Here is a 16,773-nt window from a genome sequence, read left to right as displayed (position 1 = left end):
ATTCCCCCGGGGTCAGTGCACGAGATCCGGACGGCGGGTGTCGGTGCCCGGAACCGGCTCGGCCGGGTCCTCGCCGAGCAGGACGATCTTGTTGTCGGCGTCCACGTGCACCACCGACGGGCGGAACGAGCGCGCCTCGGCGTCGGACATCGCGGCGTAGCTGATGATGATCACCAGGTCGCCCGGGTGCACCAGGTGCGCGGCGGCGCCGTTGATCCCGATCACCCCGGTACCGCGCGGCCCCTCGATGACATAGGTCTCCAGCCGGGCCCCGTTGGTGATGTCGACGATGTGGACCTGCTCGCCGGGCAGCAGGTCGGCGGCCTCCAGGAGGTCGGCGTCGATCGTGACCGACCCCACGTAGTGCAGGTCCGCCTGGGTGACGGTGGCCCGGTGGATCTTGGACTTGAACATGGTCCGGAACATCAGAACTCCAGGGGGAGGTTGTCGATCAGACGGGTGGCGCCGACGCGTGCCGCGACGGCCAGGACCGCCGGGCCGCGATGGCCGGGCTCGACGGGGTCGAAGGTCGCCGGATCGGCGAGGACGAGGTAGTCCAGCAGCAGCGGGGGCTCGGCCGAGGCCGCCTCCTCCAGGACGGGCCGCGCGGCCGCGAGGACCGCCTCCACGCCGCCCGGCACGGCGTCGCGCCCAGCGAACAGGGACCGCGAGAGCGCCAGAGCGGTGCGCCGCTCCGCCTCCGACAGGAAGCGGTTGCGGCTGGAGAGCGCCAGGCCGTCCGGCTCCCGGACGGTCGGCACCGCGACGATCTCGACGCCGAGGTTGAGGTCCTCGACGAGCCGGCGGATCACCGCGAGCTGCTGTGCGTCCTTCTGGCCGAAGAACGCCTTGTCGGGACGGACCATCCCGAAGAGCTTGGCCACCACCGTGGCCATCCCGTCGAAGTGCCCCGGCCGGGCCTCGCCCTCCACGATCCGGCCCATCCGCCCGGTGCTGACGGAGACCTCCAGCGGCCGCGGGTAGACGTCCGCGACGGACGGCGCGAACACGATCGCCACGCCCTCGCCGTCGCAGATCTCCGCGTCGGCCTCCAGCGTGCGGGGATAGCGGTCGAGGTCCGCCTGCTCGCCGAACTGCAGAGGGTTGACGAAGACGCTGACCACGACATGGTCGGCGTTCTTGCGCGCCCATCTGATCAGCTCCCGGTGCCCGTCGTGCAGCGCCCCCATCGTCGGGACGAACGCGACGGTGCCCGGCAGCCGCCCGCGGGCCGCCGCCAGGTCGGCGAGAGAATGAACGATCATCGGGGTCCTTCCTGATCGGGAGGTCGTCGGCTCACCGGCCGTCGGCCAGCACGCCCAGCAGCCGTTCGGCGTCCTCGGGCTTGAGCAGCCCGGAGTCCAGGGCGAGGTCGGCGGTGCGCCTGGCCAGCGCCAGATAGCCCGGTACCGCGTCGGGCTCGGCCGCCTTCAGCGCGTCCAGATGGTCCGAGACGGTGCCCGCGTCGCCCCGCGCCACCGGGCCGGTCAGCCCCTGGCCGCCCAGGCGCAGCGCGTTGTCCAGGGCCGCGCCCAGCAGCGGGCCGAGCATCCGGCCCGGCTCGGCGACCCCGGCGGCGCTCAGCAGCCCGAAGGACTCCACGACCAGGGTGATCAGGTGGTTGGCGCCCAGGGCCAGCGCCGCGTGGTACGTCGTGCGGCGCTCCTCCTCGATCCAGACGGGCTCGGCGCCCATCTCCACGACCAGGGCCTCGGCCACCGGGCGCAGCCGCCCGGGCGCGGTCACCCCGAAGGAGATGCCGGTGAGCCGCTCCAGGTCGTCCGTGCGGCCGGTGAAGGTCATCACCGGGTGCAGCGCGAGCGGCAGCCCGCCCGCCCGGGTGAGCGGGGCCAGGACGGCGGTGCCGTGGCGCCCGCTGGCGTGGGCGAAGAGCTTGCCCTGGACCTCGACCCCCGCGGCGGCCATGCCCTCGGCGAGCCCCGCGAGCGCGTCGTCGGGGACGGTCAGCAGGACGAGGTCGGCGGCGGCCACGACCTCCTGGGGGGCCAGGAAGGGCACGCCGGGCAGCAGCTCCTCCGCCCGGGGGCGAGAGGAGACGGCGGAGGCCGCGACGACGCGGTGGCCGGCGCGCGCGAGGGCGGCGGCCAGCACGGCGCCGACCCGGCCCGCGCCGACGACGCCGACCTTCAGCCGGCCAGGCCGCTGGGTAGGCAGATCCATGAACGTTCCAGTCCTCGAAAGGGGTACCGGACGGTGCGAGTCAAGGGTACCCAAGCCGCGGAGCGACTCACCTGACGCCCTCCATGACTGTGGGTCACCTTATGGTCACCCCGGCGGTCATTACCCCTCGAGGGTGTCACGGGACAGGGTGGTGTTCCTGAACGATCCACAAGGGGGTGTGCCTAAAGCCGGATGTTCATTCAGTGACTTCAGGGGTCCCGAAGACCGCCGTCTCCCCGCTTCCCGGGGGGACGGCGGCACCCTGCGTCCGGTAGCGCTCCAGGCTCACCGGCCCCTTGGCCTGCATCAGCCAGCCGAAGCCGCCCAGACCGCCCGGATCGGTGAGCTCGGCGGCCTCTCCCGCCCGTGAGAGCTCGGCGAGATAGGCGCGCGGGTCGCTGAACGCCAGTTCCCTGGCCGGCCGCCGCCCGTTGACCCCCAGGAGGCGCAGGGCCTCCCGCTGGGTGGTGAGGACGGTCTCCAGACCGGGCACCGCGCAGGAGTCCAGCGCGACGTGCGCGGTGACGTCGCAGGAGCCGTCGGGGACCGGCCAGACGGCCATTCCGTGGCGGTAACCGGCGAGGGTGGGCCGCCGGGTCTCCACGTCGTGGGAGTAGTCGACGGCGACGGCCGCCCCGGCCTCCAGCCGTCCGACGAGCCGGGCCCAGGCCTCGTCCCGGCTGCGGCCGATCTCGGCCCTGCCCCTTTGCTCCGGCCACCAGCGGGCCAGCCACGCCAGATCCGCCTCCTCTGGCTCCGGCCCCGGCCGCTCATGGCCCTCGGCGTCCACCAGCATCAGCCGCGGCCCCTCGGGGGTGTACTCCACGATGTCCAGCGGCACGTTGTCGAGCCACTCGTTGGCGACGACGAGCCCGACGATCCCCTCCGGGGGTTCAGCGGACCAGACGACGTCCTCCAGCCCCGCCCTGGACTCGAATTCGACGGCCACCAGGCGCAGCCGCCGCGCCGTCTCTTCGGGGACCGCCTCCCGGATGCCGGCGAGCAGCGATCCGGAGCCCGCACCCATGTCCACCACGTCGAGCCGGCCGGGCCGGCCGAGCTGAGCGTCAACGTCCTCCAGCAGACGGGCCAAGGCTCGGGCGTACAACGGCGAGGCGTGCACCGACGTGCGGAAGTGCGCCTCAGGATGTTCCCGCCGGTAGAACCCCTCGGACCCGTACAGGGCCCGCTCCATCGCCGCGCGCCAGGTGATCACCCCACCAGGGTCGCATGCCCCAGCAACCCGACGGCACCGACATTACTCTCAGTAATCACATGCGCGGACGAAATTCCTACTTAAAGTCATGCACCAGTCACGCTTGGGCACAAGTAAAGTAACCCCCTGTCACCAGAGGTCGCACTACCGGCGAGTAGCTGAATAACTACTCCACGTATGGCCGGGGTCGCTGCGCAGGTGCTCCGGCATCGTCCACGTACAGGGAGGATCCCCTAATGGCGCTCAAGAAGTTCGCCGCGGCCGGTGCGCTCGCTCTCGGCGTTATGGGTGTCGCTGGCCCCGCTTTCGCCAGCCAGCACCCGCAGCCGCACCCGCACTTCGGTGGCCCGCACTTCGGCGGCCCCGATGTCATCAGCCCGACCAGTGTCGACGGCAACGGCATCGGCAACAACCTGATCTCGCTGAACCTCTGCGGCACCAACGTGCTCCCGATCGAGCTGATCCCCGTGCTCAGCCCGACCACGGCGATCTGCCACGACAGCCAGAACCGCGGCTCCATCGAGGTCGAGGACTGATCCAGTCCCACGGTCGTCCGGCCGGGATCCCTTCGGGGGTCCCGGCCTTCTCCCACATGCATCAGCAAACCGGCTGTACCGGCATACCCCCCGGTCCCCCACCACAAGCGGATAAGTTGACTACTTAAAGTCATGAAATGGTCACGCTTGGATAGAGGTCGGGTAACTCTCCGTCACTAGGGGTCGCACTACCGGCGAGTAGCTGAATAACTACTCTACGTATGGCCGGGGTTGCTGCGCAGGTGCCCCGGCATCGTCAACGTACAGGGAGGATCCCCTAATGACGCTCAAGAAGTTCGCCGCGGCCGGTGCGCTCGCTCTGTCCGCGGTCGGCGTTCTCGGCGCTGCCAGCCCCGCCTTCGCCAACCCGCACCCGCACTTCGGTGGGCCGGACGTCATCAGCCCCACCAGCGTCGACGGGAACGGGCTGCTCAACAACCTGGTCTCGCTGAACGTCTGCGGCACCAACCTGGTCCCGATCGAGCTGATCCCGGTCGTCAGCCCGACCACCGCGTCCTGCGTGGACAGCCAGAACAAGGACACCATCGAGGTGGACCGGGGCCCGTTCCGCCACTGATCGCTCAGCAGTTCCCAGCCGGGGCCCCTTCGGGGGCCCCGGCCCTTTTTTTATGCCCCGGCGCTAGCCCGCCCAGCGCTCCAGCGAACCCGACCTGACCCTGGCCGACCTGGCGCGCGTCACCGTCTCGTCCGCCAGCTCCCGGGCCCGCGCCGCCTCCCAGTCCACCGCCGCCACCTGGACCGGCCCCGGCGGCACGTCCACCTGGACGGTGCCGAGCCCGAACAACCGCTGGAGCGGCGAAGAGGTCAACCGGACGGACTGCGCACGGGCGAAGTCCACCACGTCCCAGGTCCGGCAGAACCTCCCCCGCCGGGACACGAAGGCCTCCCGGGTGACGCCCGCGGCGTCCCGACCCCTCCACCGCGACTTCGCGGGCGTCAATGCGACGCCCTCCAGCGAGATCCCCGGGAAGACCTCGGAGACCAGTGCGAAAGCCGCCTCCCTCGGCCCCACCGGCAGCAGCGTGGAGGAGAGCGCCTGGCGTTCACCGCCGTACCCGGCCACGGTCATCTCCACCCGTGCCCAGCCGAAGTGCCGCCACATCCACGGCTCCACCACCCGGAGCGCCTGGATCCGGCCCGGCGGCACCGTCTGCAGCCGGCTCTCCAGCAGGCCGAACCGCAACCGGATGCCGTCCGGCGAGATCGACGAGCGGAACCGGGTGTACATCACCAGAGGCGCGATCACCTCACGGCTCAGGCCCAACATGATCGGGATCGCCACGCCCAGCACCGCCAGCTCCTTGGTGACGATCCCGAAGACGATCAGCGCGACGAACAGCACGAAGGACAGCAGCACCGGGATCCGCAGCACCAGCGAGACGAACAGCGCCCCGAACCCCACCCGGCAGAACGGCCGCTCCGGCGCCTCCGGGGTATGGCCGGGCAGCCCCGCCGCCAGCGCCACCAGCTCGGCCCGCAGCACCTGCGCCCGCCGCCCGCTCAGATACCGCAACGTGATCTCGGCGGAGTTGCCTCCGGCGAGTTCCAGCCTCACCTCCGCCAACCCGAGCAGCCGGCCCAGCAGCGGGCTGACCACGTCGACGCCCTGCATCCGCGACAGCGGGATGCGCCTGATCCGACTGCGCACCGCCCCGGTGTCGACCACCAGGTCGTCGCCGTCGATCCAGAACCGCACCGACCACCACACCCACACCCCCACCGCGCCCGCCACCAGCGCCACCGGGAAGGTGACCAGCATGAAGAGCAGGACCCGGGCGGGCTGCAGCGTGAACCAGTCGTCCCCGCCGGTGTCCAGCAGCAGCCACATTCCGACCAGGACGAAGTAGACGACCAGGATGTTCAGCGACCGCAGCGGCGCGGTGGCCCAGTGCAGACGGTGCACCTCCACCGTCGGCCGCGGAGGTGGCGCCGGGCGGTACGGCTGCGGCGGATACGGGTGGGGGTTCACAGGCCCGCCCCCTCGTCGCCCCGTGCCGCCAGCCGGTCCCGCAGCTGGTCGGCGACCGTGACCGGAAGCCCGGGGATCGCGGCGTCCGTCGTCGCCGCCGCGGTGTGCAGCCGTACCGTCGCCAACCCGAACGCCTGCTCCAACGGACCCGACGTCACGTCCACGAACTGCATGCGGGCGTAGGGGACGATGACGATCCTGCGCTGGAAGACCCCCGAGGTGATGACGAGGTCGTCGCCCCGCTCCAGGAATCCCCAGGCCTGGTAGGACTGCTCGGCCACCAGCCAGGACAGGACCAGCGCCAGCGCCGTCGCCACGCCCCAGACGACCGCGCCCGGCGTCCCGCCCGTCCGGGCCACCACGAACGCGCCGAGCGGACCCGCGAGCAGCGCGACGGCCACCGCGATCGTCCGGCGGTGCCACTTGTAGCGGGTGGAGACCCGCCACCACCGCGCGCCCTCGGGCGGCGCGAACGCCTCCTCCCGGGTGCGCTGGCGGTAGGGCTGCGGAGGCAGGATCTGCGGCTGCTCGTTCATCGCGTCCCAGTCAACAGGAAACACCCTCTTTTTGGCATCAAAGCCCTCGGCGCCGTCCGTATCGGCGGGGAGGGCGACGCGAATGCGTACCCGCCGGAGGAGTCTGCGACCATGTCGATTATGGAGACACGCACCGTCGGCATCGGCGCGGGGGCCAGGGAGCTCGCGACCGAGGACATGATCCTCAACATCGGGCCGCAGCACCCCTCCACCCATGGAGTCCTGAGGCTGCGCCTCACCCTCGACGGCGAACTCATCGACTCGGCCGAGCCGATCATCGGATACATGCACCGGGGCGCCGAGAAACTCTTCGAGGTGCGCGACCTGCGGCAGATCGTGGTGCTGGCCAACCGGCACGACTGGCTGTCGGCGTTCGCCAACGAACTGGGCGTGGTGCTGGCCGCCGAACGCATGCTCGGCATGGAGGTCCCGGCACGCGCCGTCTGGGCGCGCACCCTGCTCGCCGAGCTCAACCGGGTGCTGAACCATCTCATGTTCCTCGGCTCCTACCCGCTGGAAGTCGGCGCGATCACCCCGATGTTCTACGCCTTCCGTGAACGCGAGGAGCTGCAGCGGGTGCTGGAGGAGGTCTCCGGCGGCCGGATGCACTACATGTTCAACCGGGTCGGCGGGCTCAAGGAGGACCTGCCGTTCGGGTGGCTGGAGCGCACCCGGCAGGCCGTCGCCCTCGTCCGCTCCCGGATGCCCGACATCTCCGACCTGATCCTGGGGAACGAGATCTTCCGCGCCCGGACCCGCGGCGTCGGCGTCCTCACCCGCGAACAGGTCCTGCAGTACGGGGTGAGCGGGCCCATCGCCCGCGCCTCAGGAGTCGACTTCGACCTGCGCCGCGACGAGCCCTACCTGGCCTACGGCGAGCTCGACGTCCCCGTCGTCACCCGCGCCGAAGGCGACTGCCTGGCCCGCTTCGAATGCCTCCACGACCAGGCCCTCGCCTCCCTCGACCTCGCCGACGCCTGCCTCGACCGGCTCGCCGACCTCCCGCCCGGCCCCATCAACCAGCGCCTCCCCAAGATCCTCAAGATCCCGGTGGGCCACACCTACGCCTGGACCGAGAACCCCCTCGGCGTCAACGGCTACTACCTCGTCTCCCGCGGCGAGAAGACCCCCTGGCGCCTCAAGCTCCGCAGCGCCAGCTTCAACAACATCCAGGTCCTCCCCGAGATGCTGAAAGGGCAGCTCGTCGCCGACATGGTCGCCATCCTCGGCTCCATGTTCTTCGTCGTCGGCGACATCGACAAGTGAACGGCGGCTGATCCGGGCGAGGGGAACCCGCTTCGGATCAGCTCCGTCGGTCGTTCTTCTCGGCTTCGGGATCCTTGGGGATACGGCAGCAGTACTCGAGGAAGAGCGCGGCGCCGGTGAGCGCGAGAGCCGAGACCGAGGTCGCGACGCTGACGATGAGGTCGTGGCGGGGGGTGGGGAGATCGAGGTCGGGCAGTACGTGCAGCACGAAACCGAGGAAGACGCCGGTGAGCGCGGCGGCGGCATGGGCGCTGGCCTTGCCGAGCACCGCCATGTTCGCGACGCTCAGCGGGTCGACGGGGCGCGCCTCCTCCGCGGCGGACCTGTGGTGGATCTTGTTGCGGAGGTTCACGCCGGTGACGATCTCACCGAGCGCCAGCAGCAGCAGCGTCGGCACCGCCGTCCACGGCAGCGGCGGCAACTGCGAGTACATGCCTTTGAGCAAGGCCCACACCACCAGCGCCGACCCGAAGACCAGCGCCAGCAGCACGGCCGGCCGGGACGCCCTCACGCCGGCGGCTGGAGGTTCAGGTCGTCGCGGCGGGTGACCTCCTGGTCCCCCATCGCGGCGGCCAGATCGGCGACCGGCCCATGCCCCGCGAGCACCGCCCCCGGATCGATCTCGGCCCACGGCACCAGCACGAACGCCCGTTCGTGCGCCCGGGGGTGCGGCAGCGTCAGCCGGGGATCGTCCGAGACGATCTCACCGAACTGCACGATGTCGATGTCGAGGGTGCGCGGCCCCCAGCGGACGATCCGCTCCCGCCGCATCGACTCCTCGATCGAAAGGCCGCGCTCCAGCAGCGTCTCGGGAGCCAGCAGCGTCTGCGCGACGATCACGATGTTGAGGAAGTCGTCCTGCTCGACCCCGCCCCACGGCGCGGTCTCGTACACCCGGGAGAGCGCCACCAGCGTCAGGCCGGGAGCGTCGAACAGCGCGTCGAGGGCGTCCTGAAGGTTCTCCAGCCGGTCGCCGAGGTTGCTGCCGAGCGAGAGCACCACCCGGTGCTCGATCAGCATGTGCCCCCCGGTCGGGGTCCGGTCTGTCATCCGCGGCTCCTGGTGATCGTGACGGCGACGTCGGTGAACGGATGCACGATGGGGGCGGCCGGCTTGTGCACGGTCACCTCGGCGTTCAGCACCCGCGGATCGGCCAGGCACACCTCGGCCAGCCGCTCGGCGAGCGTCTCGATCAGATCGACCGGCTCGCCGGTCACCACCTCCACCAGCCGGTCCGCCAGCTCCCCATAGTGCACGGTCAGCGCGACGTCGTCCTTCTCCGCGGCGGGGCGCAGATCGAGCCCCAGGACGACGTCGACCACGAACTCCTGGCCGAGCTCGCGCTCGGCGGGCAGCACACCGTGGAATCCCCGGGCCCGCAGCCCGCGCAGCTCAATCCGGTCCGTCATCCTGTGTCCCGTCCAGCACCGGGGAACCGTGGTGGACCCACAGTCGCCACTGACCTTCATCACGTACGAACACCTTCGTCGTCACGACGCTTCCCCCGGCGAGGAAACCCTCCTCGTCCTTGTCCGCCGTGAGGATGTTCTCCTCACAGGTGAGGACCGCGTAGTCGCCCCTGACCTCGGTGTGCACGTCCGTGAGCACGAACTGGATATAGGCGGTGTTCGCCATGATGAGAGCCCAGGAGCGCAGCACCTCGCCGCGCCCGCGCAGCATCGTCCAACCCGGATGGACGCACGTCACGCCCTCCGCGTAGTCACCGTCGGCCCAGATCTCGTGCATGAGATCCAGGTCGCCCGTCTCGAAGGCGGTGTAGAACTTGGCATTCGCGGCCTCTACCGCTGCGGCGTCATCCACGCGCCGAGCCTATGGCCGCGGCCACCCGCACGGCGTCCGCGTTCGGACGAACATTGTGGACACGCACGCACCAGGCTCCCGCCGCGGCGGCCAGCGCGCTGACCGCCAGGGTCGCGTCGTCGCACTCCGCGAACGGCCGGGGAGCGCCGTCCGGGCCGGCCAGCAGCTTCCCCAGGAAACGTTTGCGCGAGGCGCCCACCAGGATCGGGAACTCCTCGCCCAGCTTGTCGAGATTCGCCAGCAGCCGCCAGTTGTGCTCCGCCTGCTTGGCGAACCCCAGCCCCGGATCGAGCACGACCATCGACGGGTCGACGCCCTGCGCCACCACCGCCTCGACCCGGCGGAGCAGTTCCTCCCGGACCTCGGTGACCACGTCCTCGTAGACGGCTCTGCTCTGCATGTCGTGGCTGTGCCCGCGCCAGTGCATCACCACGTACGGCACCCGCGCCCGCGCCACCACCTGCGGCATGTCCGGATCGGCCAGCCCTCCGCTGACATCGTTGACCAGCCGCGCCCCCGCGTTCACCGCGGCCTCGGCCACCTCCGCCCGCATCGTGTCGACGCTGACCGGCACCCCCTCGCGGGCCAGCGCCTCGATCACGGGGACAACCCGTCTGAGCTCCTCGGCCAGCGACACCCGCTGCGCCCCCGGCCGGGTCGACTCGCCCCCCACGTCGATCAGGTCGGCCCCGTCCCGCACCAACTCCAGCCCGTGCTTGACGGCCCGCTCCTGATCAAACCACTCCCCGCCGTCACTGAAGGAGTCAGGTGTGATGTTCACCACGCCCATGACCAGGCACCGCTCGTGCTCAGGCAGCCCGGAAACGCTCATGTCCCCAGCCTAAGCCCTCCCCCGCGAACCGGATTCGGCGCCTGTGGAAGCCGCCGAGAGCCGGGCCTTCGGCAAGACCAGCAGCCTCGGCCCTCAGCGACGCCGGCAGGTACCTCCGAACGTCGCCGGGCCCCGGGTGCACCGGGGAGCGGGAACCGTCGGCACGGCTGGAACTCGGCATTGAATTCGCAGGGGGGCTCCATTTGGAACCGGCGGGACGGGAACAGCAGAAAGCCGCGCCAGACCCACAGGACCGTCCCGCACGGACCCGTTCGAAGACCACCCGGAGGACTGCGAAGTTCAGGAAAATCCGACGCTCACCGTCGCGACCGCCGCCTACCAGCCGGAGCCCTGTCCGGAGAAAGCGTCTCTACGCCCACCATCACGACCCAGAACAGCGTCCCTTGCCCAGCCCCACTCATCTCGCCTCCGGATGCCGTAGACACGGCGACGAGATGTTCACCCCGATCCGCGGGCTTCCGGGAACAGAGGTGATCCCCTGCAGAACCGCCCCATAGCCCTTCTCCGGCGCCGCGATCCGCAGAACCGCCTGGCTCGTCGCGCTTCCCGCGCCGAACTCGACCGTCCGCCAACCGGCCCCTTCCAGCGCCGCCTTCAGCCTGGTCAGCGCCTTGTTGATCACTTCCTCACTCGGCACCTCGACATAGGTGATGATCCCCTCTGAGTAGGGGCTGTATCCCACCCACCAGGTGTCATGATCGATATTGCGGCCGGGCACCTGTCTCGCGCTGTACTCACTACCGCATGGACTCGGCGAGACATTGGGGTTGTCGAACCGCCTGCCCAGTGCCAGGCCATCGATGATCTCTTTTCCATAATTACTTATGGTGACGACCACGTCCTTCGGATGCACAACCGGAAATTCTTCCTCCATGACAATTCCCCCCAGTCCCGCATGAGCGCATCCAGAAATAACCAATACGATCCCGAGCAGCGAAACCCGCCTGACCGCTTTCACGAGAACCATCGATCCGCCTCGCCTGGTCAATCTGCCTTCAGAACCGGGTCGTCCATGGGATTGGAATTATCGTAGGTGCGGGTCATGACTTTGACCTGATTGTCCAAGCTCTTGGTCCCTTCGTTCCAGTAGTCGCTATGTCCCTGAGTGTCGGTTTCAAGGACCTGTGCCCCGAAACGATGGTCGGATGGCACCATCGGTATGGGATTTCCCACGATTCCCCAACGCTTTTCTGGATCCGATCGACCGTGCCCCATACGACCGGCATCTGGCACCGGATCCCCCTCTGCAGCCTGCGCCCAGACGTGTTTGGCCCCGACACCCAGCTCCGCCGCTTTTCCCACATGCATTCCAGGGCTTCCTGCCACGACTATGTCGTCCACGGCAAGACCGCCCTGTTTAGCCGCCTCCCCCACGACAACCGAACCATAGCTATGGCCGATGACGGTCAGATGACCACTCGACCCGCTCTGGCAGATACGAACACCACTGACGAACTTCTTTAGTTTGGGTGCGCCCGAGTCTGCGTATAGATTTCTCGGTGCATCCGCAACGATTCCGTCCGGGGCGTCGTATCCCAGCCACATCACCGCAGAAACATCTTTTTTAAAAGCGTATTTCTGGCTCTGCTTCCACAGATTCATGACCCTGTCGACGTCGCCGTCGATGTTGTCGAGTTGGGCCGTGGTGCCGGGGACGTAGATTCCGGTGTGGCGGGAGGCGTCGGGGTTTCCGATGGCGATGATGACGCGGCCGTCGGGGCCTTTGGTGGGGTCGGTGACGAAGCGGGGGACGTGGTCGGCGAAGGGGACTTCCTTGTCGTGTCGGTCCCAGGGGCCGACGAGGGTGGAGGACAGGCCGAGGAGGTAGATCTTCTGGCCGGTGTCCCTCTCCACCGAGGCGAGTTTGTCGGCCAGTCGGCCGAGCCGCCTCAGGTCGCGGGCCTCGAAGGGCGTCAGTGTCTCCGGTGCGCGTTCCCGCAGCTCGCCGAGGCGGAGTTCGAGGCTGAACCGGTTGGCCCTGTCCCGGACGGCGGCGGGGACTCCGTCCGCCCAGCCGATCAGCGCCGGGAAAGTCCGCAGGTACAGGCGCCGCTGTTCCCGGGTGAGGTGGTTCCACCAGGCCCGTACGTCGGCGGCCTCGCCGCGCGGCATGTCCGCCGGGTTCACTCCGGCTTCGACGAGCCGGGCGTAGAGTCGGCGGTCGGCGGCCTGCACCGCCCGCATCATCGTGAGTGAGACGGCCATCCACGCCGCCCATTCCATCCCCGTTCCCTCGCGGACGAGCAGATCGCGCCGCCGCCGGAGGTCCGGGATCTCCCCCAGCAGATCCGTCCCGAGCGCCTCGATCCGGCTTCCCGGCCCGCCTCCGGTACCGATCCCCGCCAGGAGGCTCCACAGTTCCCGCCCTGCTTCCTGCCAGGTCCGGGCCATGCGCCCCAGCTCGATCATCAGATCGTTCAGCCCGTCGGGGCTGCCCGCCCCGACGCCCGGCTCCCCCGCCGGTGGACGCCCCAGCCCGTGGAAGACGACGGACGCCACCCGCACGGGTGGCAAGGCCTCCCGCCCTGCGGCCTCCACCCGGTCCACGGCGTCCCCGAAGGCCCGCCCCACTTCGAGCTGCCGACCGGAGACCCGGTGGAACAGCGCCACCGAGGCGGGCCCCACCAGCACCCCGCCTTCCAGCAGCCGCTGGACCTGTATGCCCGCTCGCCGCGCCGTCGCGGCCAACTCCTCGACTCTGCGCCCCGCCCACCGCACCTGCTCAGGCGTCACCACACCGCACCCCCGACGGCACCCGGACGCCCCCGTGACCCAGCGTGCCGAAACAATTGTGTGCGGTCACGTCTCCTTCCGCCACCTCTTCCGGCCCGAGCCGCCCATCCCGCGAGGCTTTATCCCCAACAACCGGTGAAGAGGCTGCGCGGGGGCCCGCGGCGACCTACCGTGACAGGTGAACGTTCCCTATTGAGAGGACGACCCATGGGCGCGGACCGCAGAGGCGGCAACATCGGCCAGATGGAAGAACTGGCCCGCCTGTTCTCCCGACACTCCAAGAACCTCGACGCCCTCATCAAGGACCTCAACGGCCGCACCGTCGGCTCCACCGAGATCTGGTGGGGCCCCGGAGCCGACCGCTTCCGCGCCGCTTGGGCCGAGGCCAAGTCCGCCTTCGACAAGATGGCCGTCGCCCTCGAGGAGGGCTCCGCCGACGTCCGCCGCTCCCAGCAGAACATCGAGGCCGCCACCCGCTGACCGGCCGCGCCTCCGGCGGGACGCCGTGGCCATCCACCCGTCCCGCCGTCACCCGTACTCCGCTCATCGGGCGGCGGCCGCGCTCGGCCTCATGCCGGATCAACGGCATCCGAGCACGGGTCCGGCTCCCGGTGAAGACCTCGCCGACGCGAACCCGCCCTGGTGGGGTGGACGAGGTCGCCCCCGGACAGGGTCCGTGACTTTGCAGAAGGATCCCTCCGACGGGCTCCGCCGGGTTCTCGCCTGAACAGCGACGCTCAGAAAGTGAGCGTCCCGCCGGAGCGAACCGGGCTGCCTCCCGGGGAAGCGGAATCCGCGCTCTGTGGGAGCCAAGCAACGCGGGCACCGGCTCTCCAGTCGGAAAGAGCCGACCGACCGTGAGGAGCCGGGAAAACACGACGGCCCCGGACAGACCGGGGCCGTCGTCGACTCGACAGGACGATCCGGCGACTGCTCGGCATCGACCTGAAGACGAAGCGGTACGCCGGGGGTTCGCGTTTCGTCCGCAGGGCGCGGCGGGCGAAGACTCAGACGGTCAGTGGCGGCCGAGGATGAGGCTCATGGCCTCGCTGCGGGTCTCGGCGTGGGTGCGGAAGTCGCCTCGGACGGCGGAGGTGACGGTCTTGGCGCCGGGCTTGCGGACGCCGCGCATGGTCATGCAGAGATGTTCGGCCTCGATGACGACGATGACGCCGCGGGGCTTGAGGTAGGACATCAGGGCGTCGGCGACCTGGCTGGTCAGACGCTCCTGGACCTGGGGGCGGCGGGCGTAGACGTCGACGAGGCGGGCGAGCTTCGACAGGCCGGTGATCCGGCCGTTGTCGCCGGGGGTGTAACCGACATGGGCGACGCCGTGGAAGGGCACCAGGTGGTGCTCGCAGGTCGAGTACAGCTCAATGTCCCTGACCAGGACCATCTCGTCGTGGTCGGCCTCGAAGACCGTGGTCAGGACGTCCTCGGGCCCCATGGTGAGGCCCGCGAACTGCTCCGCGTAGGCGCGGGCGACGCGGGCCGGCGTGTCCCGGAGTCCGTCACGGTCCGGATCCTCACCGATGGCGTACAGGATCTCCCGTACAGCCTTCTCAATCCGTGCGTGATCGAACTCCGGGGCAGCACTCATAACGGACACTCTACGCGGATCCGTTAGTTGTCCGATTCACCGGTCGGCAGTTCCACCGCCTTGGCGTCCGCGGGGAGGGCCAGCGACAGTTCCTTCGGCGTCATGACCGGGGGCCGGTCGGACGGAAGGCGCTTGCCGTAACCGGTGTAGGACTTCTGGTGCGGGCGCTTGCGGATCGGAGCGAAGATCCCCAGGACCTGGTCCTTGCTCAGCGTCTCCTTCTCCATCAGCTCCAGCACCAGGTGGTCCAGGACGTCCCGGTACTCGGTGAGGATCTCCCAGGCGACGTCGTGGGCACCCTCGATCAGGCGGCGCACCTCGTCGTCGATCGCCGAGGCGATGTCCTCGGAGTAGTCCCGCTCATGACCCATGTCACGGCCGAGGAAGACCTCGCCCTGGCCGCCTCCGAACTTGCGGGCGCCCAGACGCTCGCTCATGCCGTATTCGGTGACCATGTTGCGGGCGATCGCGGTGGCCTTCTCGATGTCGTTCGACGCGCCCGTGGTGGGCTCGTGGAACACCAGTTCCTCCGCCGTCCGGCCGCCGAGCAGCATGGCGAGCTGGTCGTTCATCTCCGAACGGGTGGTGAGGAACTTGTCCTCCATCGGCAGGGTCATCGTGTAGCCGAGGGCCCGGCCACGAGGCAGGATCGTCACCTTGTGCACCGGGTCGGCGTTCGGCAGCGCGTGCGCGACCAGGGCGTGGCCGCCCTCGTGGTAGGCGATGATCTTCTTCTCGGCGTCCGACATGACCCGGGTCTTGCGCTCCGGCCCGGCCATCACGCGGTCGATGGACTCCTCGAGGGTCTCCATGTCGATCAGCTTGCGGTCGAACCGGGCGGTCAGCAGCGCCGCCTCGTTGATGACGTTCGCGAGATCCGCGCCGGTGAACCCGGGAGTACGCCGCGCGATGACGTCGAGGTCGACGTCGGGCGCGAACGGCTTGCCCCTGCCGTGGACGCGCAGGATGCCCTTGCGGCCCTCGAGGTCGGGGCGGTCCACCGTCACCTGGCGGTCGAACCGGCCGGGACGCAGCAGCGCCGGGTCCAGGATGTCGGGCCGGTTGGTGGCGGCGATGAGGATGACGCCGGCCTTGGCGTCGAAGCCGTCCATCTCGACCAGCAGCTGGTTGAGGGTCTGCTCGCGCTCGTCGTGGCCGCCGCCGAGTCCGGCACCGCGGTGCCGGCCGACCGCGTCGATCTCGTCGATGAAGATGATCGACGGGGCGTTCGCCTTCGCCTGTTCGAACAGGTCGCGGACCCGGGAGGCGCCCACGCCGACGAACATCTCGACGAAATCCGAACCGGAGATGGAGTAGAACGGCACTCCGGCCTCGCCCGCGACGGCCCGGGCCAGCAGCGTCTTACCGGTGCCGGGAGGGCCGAAGAGCAGCACGCCCTTGGGGATCTTGGCGCCGATGGCCTGGAACTTGGCGGGGTTCTGCAGGAAGTCGCGGATCTCCTTGAGCTCCTCGATCGCCTCCTCGGCGCCCGCGACGTCGGAGAAGGTGGTCTTCGGGGTGTCCTTGGTGATGAGCTTGGCCTTGGACTTGCCGAAGTTCATCACCCGCGAGCCGCCGCCCTGCATCTGGTTCATGATGAACAGGAAGATGAGGATGATGATGATCATCGGCAGCAGGCTGAACATCAGGCTCAGGAAGACGCTCTGCTTGGGAACGTCGACCTTGTAGGACTGGGTCTTGCCCGCCTGGATCTGCTGCTGCAGCTGTTCCTGCAGCTTGATGCCCTGGCCGCCGACCCAGCTGGCCTGCTGATGCTTGCCGGCGGTGGTGGTGATCTGGATGACCTGGTCCTTGTCGACGATCTTCGCCGACTTCACCTGGCCGTTCTGGATGGCGGAGACCACCGTGGAGGTGTCGACCTTCTCGTACGTCTGGCCGGGGTTGACCCCCCACATGACGAGGGCGACCAGCACACCGAAGAGAAGGACCCACAGCAGTGGTCCGCGGAAGTAGCGCTTCACGTCCATATGTGCGGTACCCCCGGGCGGGGCCCGTCCCTCCTGACCAACGTCTGCGGAAA

At 69.4% G+C, this 16,773-nt stretch carries 19 protein-coding genes and 1 pseudogene; 5 read left to right on the top strand and 15 right to left on the bottom strand.

What is annotated here, in order from left to right; translation table 11 throughout:
• Positions 1 to 12: 12 nt before the first annotated feature.
• The 4 genes from panD to ABGB12_RS19850 all read right to left on the bottom strand — a co-directional run bounded on the left by panD (position 13) and on the right by ABGB12_RS19850 (position 3,397).
• Positions 13 to 426: an aspartate 1-decarboxylase gene (panD, locus tag ABGB12_RS19865; RefSeq protein ID WP_347679999.1), complete on the bottom strand. Its 414-nt coding sequence runs from the start codon at positions 424 to 426 to the stop codon at positions 13 to 15.
• Positions 426 to 1,265 carry a pantoate--beta-alanine ligase gene (panC, locus tag ABGB12_RS19860; RefSeq protein ID WP_347679997.1) on the bottom strand — a complete coding sequence of 280 codons (840 nt, stop codon included), beginning with the start codon at positions 1,263 to 1,265 and terminating at the stop codon, positions 426 to 428. Before panC ends, panD begins: the two co-directional genes overlap by 1 nt.
• A 31-nt stretch (positions 1,266 to 1,296) precedes the next feature.
• The gene (locus tag ABGB12_RS19855; RefSeq protein ID WP_347679995.1) at positions 1,297 to 2,181 is read right to left on the bottom strand and encodes a DUF2520 domain-containing protein; all 885 of its coding nucleotides are present in this window, start codon (positions 2,179 to 2,181) and stop codon (positions 1,297 to 1,299) included.
• A 196-nt stretch (positions 2,182 to 2,377) separates the two neighbouring features.
• On the bottom strand, positions 2,378 to 3,397 hold the full coding sequence (locus ABGB12_RS19850) for an SAM-dependent methyltransferase (protein ID WP_347679993.1): 1,020 nt from the start codon (positions 3,395 to 3,397) through the stop codon (positions 2,378 to 2,380).
• Positions 3,398 to 3,633: 236 nt separating this feature from the next.
• Here ABGB12_RS19850 and ABGB12_RS19845 point away from each other — a divergent pair, with 236 nt between their 5' ends.
• Positions 3,634 to 3,933, top strand: coding sequence for a hypothetical protein (locus ABGB12_RS19845; RefSeq protein WP_347679991.1), 300 nt, complete (start codon positions 3,634 to 3,636; stop codon positions 3,931 to 3,933).
• A 280-nt stretch (positions 3,934 to 4,213) separates the two neighbouring features.
• Complete coding sequence (locus ABGB12_RS19840; RefSeq protein ID WP_347679989.1) at positions 4,214 to 4,510, top strand: hypothetical protein; 297 nt, start codon at positions 4,214 to 4,216, stop codon at positions 4,508 to 4,510.
• A gap of 63 nt (positions 4,511 to 4,573) precedes the next feature.
• On the opposite strand, the gene ABGB12_RS19835 is transcribed toward ABGB12_RS19840, so the two are convergent.
• Positions 4,574 to 5,857: a PH domain-containing protein gene (locus tag ABGB12_RS19835; protein WP_347679987.1), complete on the bottom strand. Its 1,284-nt coding sequence runs from the start codon at positions 5,855 to 5,857 to the stop codon at positions 4,574 to 4,576.
• Between the two features lie 62 nt (positions 5,858 to 5,919).
• Positions 5,920 to 6,459 carry a PH domain-containing protein gene (locus ABGB12_RS19830; RefSeq protein ID WP_347679985.1) on the bottom strand — a complete coding sequence of 180 codons (540 nt, stop codon included), beginning with the start codon at positions 6,457 to 6,459 and terminating at the stop codon, positions 5,920 to 5,922.
• 111 nt (positions 6,460 to 6,570) lie between these two features.
• Between ABGB12_RS19830 and ABGB12_RS19825 the strand changes: the two genes are divergently transcribed.
• Positions 6,571 to 7,725 (top strand): NADH-quinone oxidoreductase subunit D, encoded by a 1,155-nt coding sequence (locus ABGB12_RS19825; protein ID WP_347679983.1) that lies wholly within the window; start codon positions 6,571 to 6,573, stop codon positions 7,723 to 7,725.
• A 37-nt stretch (positions 7,726 to 7,762) separates the two neighbouring features.
• Here ABGB12_RS19825 and ABGB12_RS19820 read toward each other — a convergent pair whose 3' ends face one another.
• The 7 genes from ABGB12_RS19820 to ABGB12_RS19790 form a co-directional block, all read right to left on the bottom strand.
• On the bottom strand, positions 7,763 to 8,236 hold the full coding sequence (locus tag ABGB12_RS19820) for a DUF3180 domain-containing protein (protein ID WP_347679981.1): 474 nt from the start codon (positions 8,234 to 8,236) through the stop codon (positions 7,763 to 7,765).
• Positions 8,233 to 8,775 carry a 2-amino-4-hydroxy-6-hydroxymethyldihydropteridine diphosphokinase gene (gene folK, locus ABGB12_RS19815; protein ID WP_347679979.1) on the bottom strand — a complete coding sequence of 181 codons (543 nt, stop codon included), beginning with the start codon at positions 8,773 to 8,775 and terminating at the stop codon, positions 8,233 to 8,235. Before folK ends, ABGB12_RS19820 begins: the two co-directional genes overlap by 4 nt.
• Positions 8,772 to 9,134 (bottom strand): dihydroneopterin aldolase, encoded by a 363-nt coding sequence (folB, locus tag ABGB12_RS19810; protein ID WP_347679977.1) that lies wholly within the window; start codon positions 9,132 to 9,134, stop codon positions 8,772 to 8,774. The genes folK and folB overlap by 4 nt, the downstream gene beginning before the upstream one ends.
• Complete coding sequence (locus ABGB12_RS19805; protein WP_347679975.1) at positions 9,118 to 9,546, bottom strand: nuclear transport factor 2 family protein; 429 nt, start codon at positions 9,544 to 9,546, stop codon at positions 9,118 to 9,120. Before ABGB12_RS19805 ends, folB begins: the two co-directional genes overlap by 17 nt.
• Positions 9,539 to 10,336, bottom strand: coding sequence for a dihydropteroate synthase (folP, locus tag ABGB12_RS19800; protein WP_347680654.1), 798 nt, complete (start codon positions 10,334 to 10,336; stop codon positions 9,539 to 9,541). Before folP ends, ABGB12_RS19805 begins: the two co-directional genes overlap by 8 nt.
• 460 nt (positions 10,337 to 10,796) lie before the next feature.
• The gene (locus tag ABGB12_RS19795) at positions 10,797 to 11,366 is read right to left on the bottom strand and encodes a hypothetical protein (RefSeq protein WP_347679973.1); all 570 of its coding nucleotides are present in this window, start codon (positions 11,364 to 11,366) and stop codon (positions 10,797 to 10,799) included.
• A 17-nt stretch (positions 11,367 to 11,383) separates the two neighbouring features.
• Complete coding sequence (locus ABGB12_RS19790; RefSeq protein ID WP_347679971.1) at positions 11,384 to 13,132, bottom strand: alpha/beta hydrolase; 1,749 nt, start codon at positions 13,130 to 13,132, stop codon at positions 11,384 to 11,386.
• A 207-nt stretch (positions 13,133 to 13,339) separates the two neighbouring features.
• Here ABGB12_RS19790 and ABGB12_RS19785 point away from each other — a divergent pair, with 207 nt between their 5' ends.
• Positions 13,340 to 13,612 (top strand): WXG100 family type VII secretion target, encoded by a 273-nt coding sequence (locus ABGB12_RS19785; RefSeq protein ID WP_347679970.1) that lies wholly within the window; start codon positions 13,340 to 13,342, stop codon positions 13,610 to 13,612.
• Positions 13,613 to 14,023: 411 nt separating this feature from the next.
• A pseudogene (locus ABGB12_RS19780) lies at positions 14,024 to 14,167 on the top strand (hypothetical protein); the annotation flags it as partial.
• Here ABGB12_RS19780 and folE read toward each other — a convergent pair.
• Both folE and ftsH read right to left on the bottom strand, forming a co-directional pair.
• A complete protein-coding gene (gene folE, locus ABGB12_RS19775; RefSeq protein ID WP_347679969.1) occupies positions 14,148 to 14,732 on the bottom strand; it encodes a GTP cyclohydrolase I FolE in 585 nt (194 codons plus the stop codon). The pseudogene ABGB12_RS19780 and the gene folE overlap by 20 nt on opposite strands.
• Before the next feature lie 23 nt (positions 14,733 to 14,755).
• Positions 14,756 to 16,720, bottom strand: a complete 1,965-nt coding sequence (gene ftsH, locus ABGB12_RS19770) for an ATP-dependent zinc metalloprotease FtsH (RefSeq protein ID WP_347679967.1) — start codon at positions 16,718 to 16,720, stop codon at positions 14,756 to 14,758.
• Positions 16,721 to 16,773 lie beyond the last annotated feature (53 nt).

It is taken from the genome of Actinocorallia sp. B10E7 (assembly GCF_039871655.1).
Taxonomy (GTDB): Bacteria; Actinomycetota; Actinomycetes; order Streptosporangiales; family Streptosporangiaceae; genus Actinocorallia.
The sequence above is the reverse complement of the archived record's forward strand: the minus strand, read 5'-3'. Positions and strand labels throughout refer to the sequence as shown.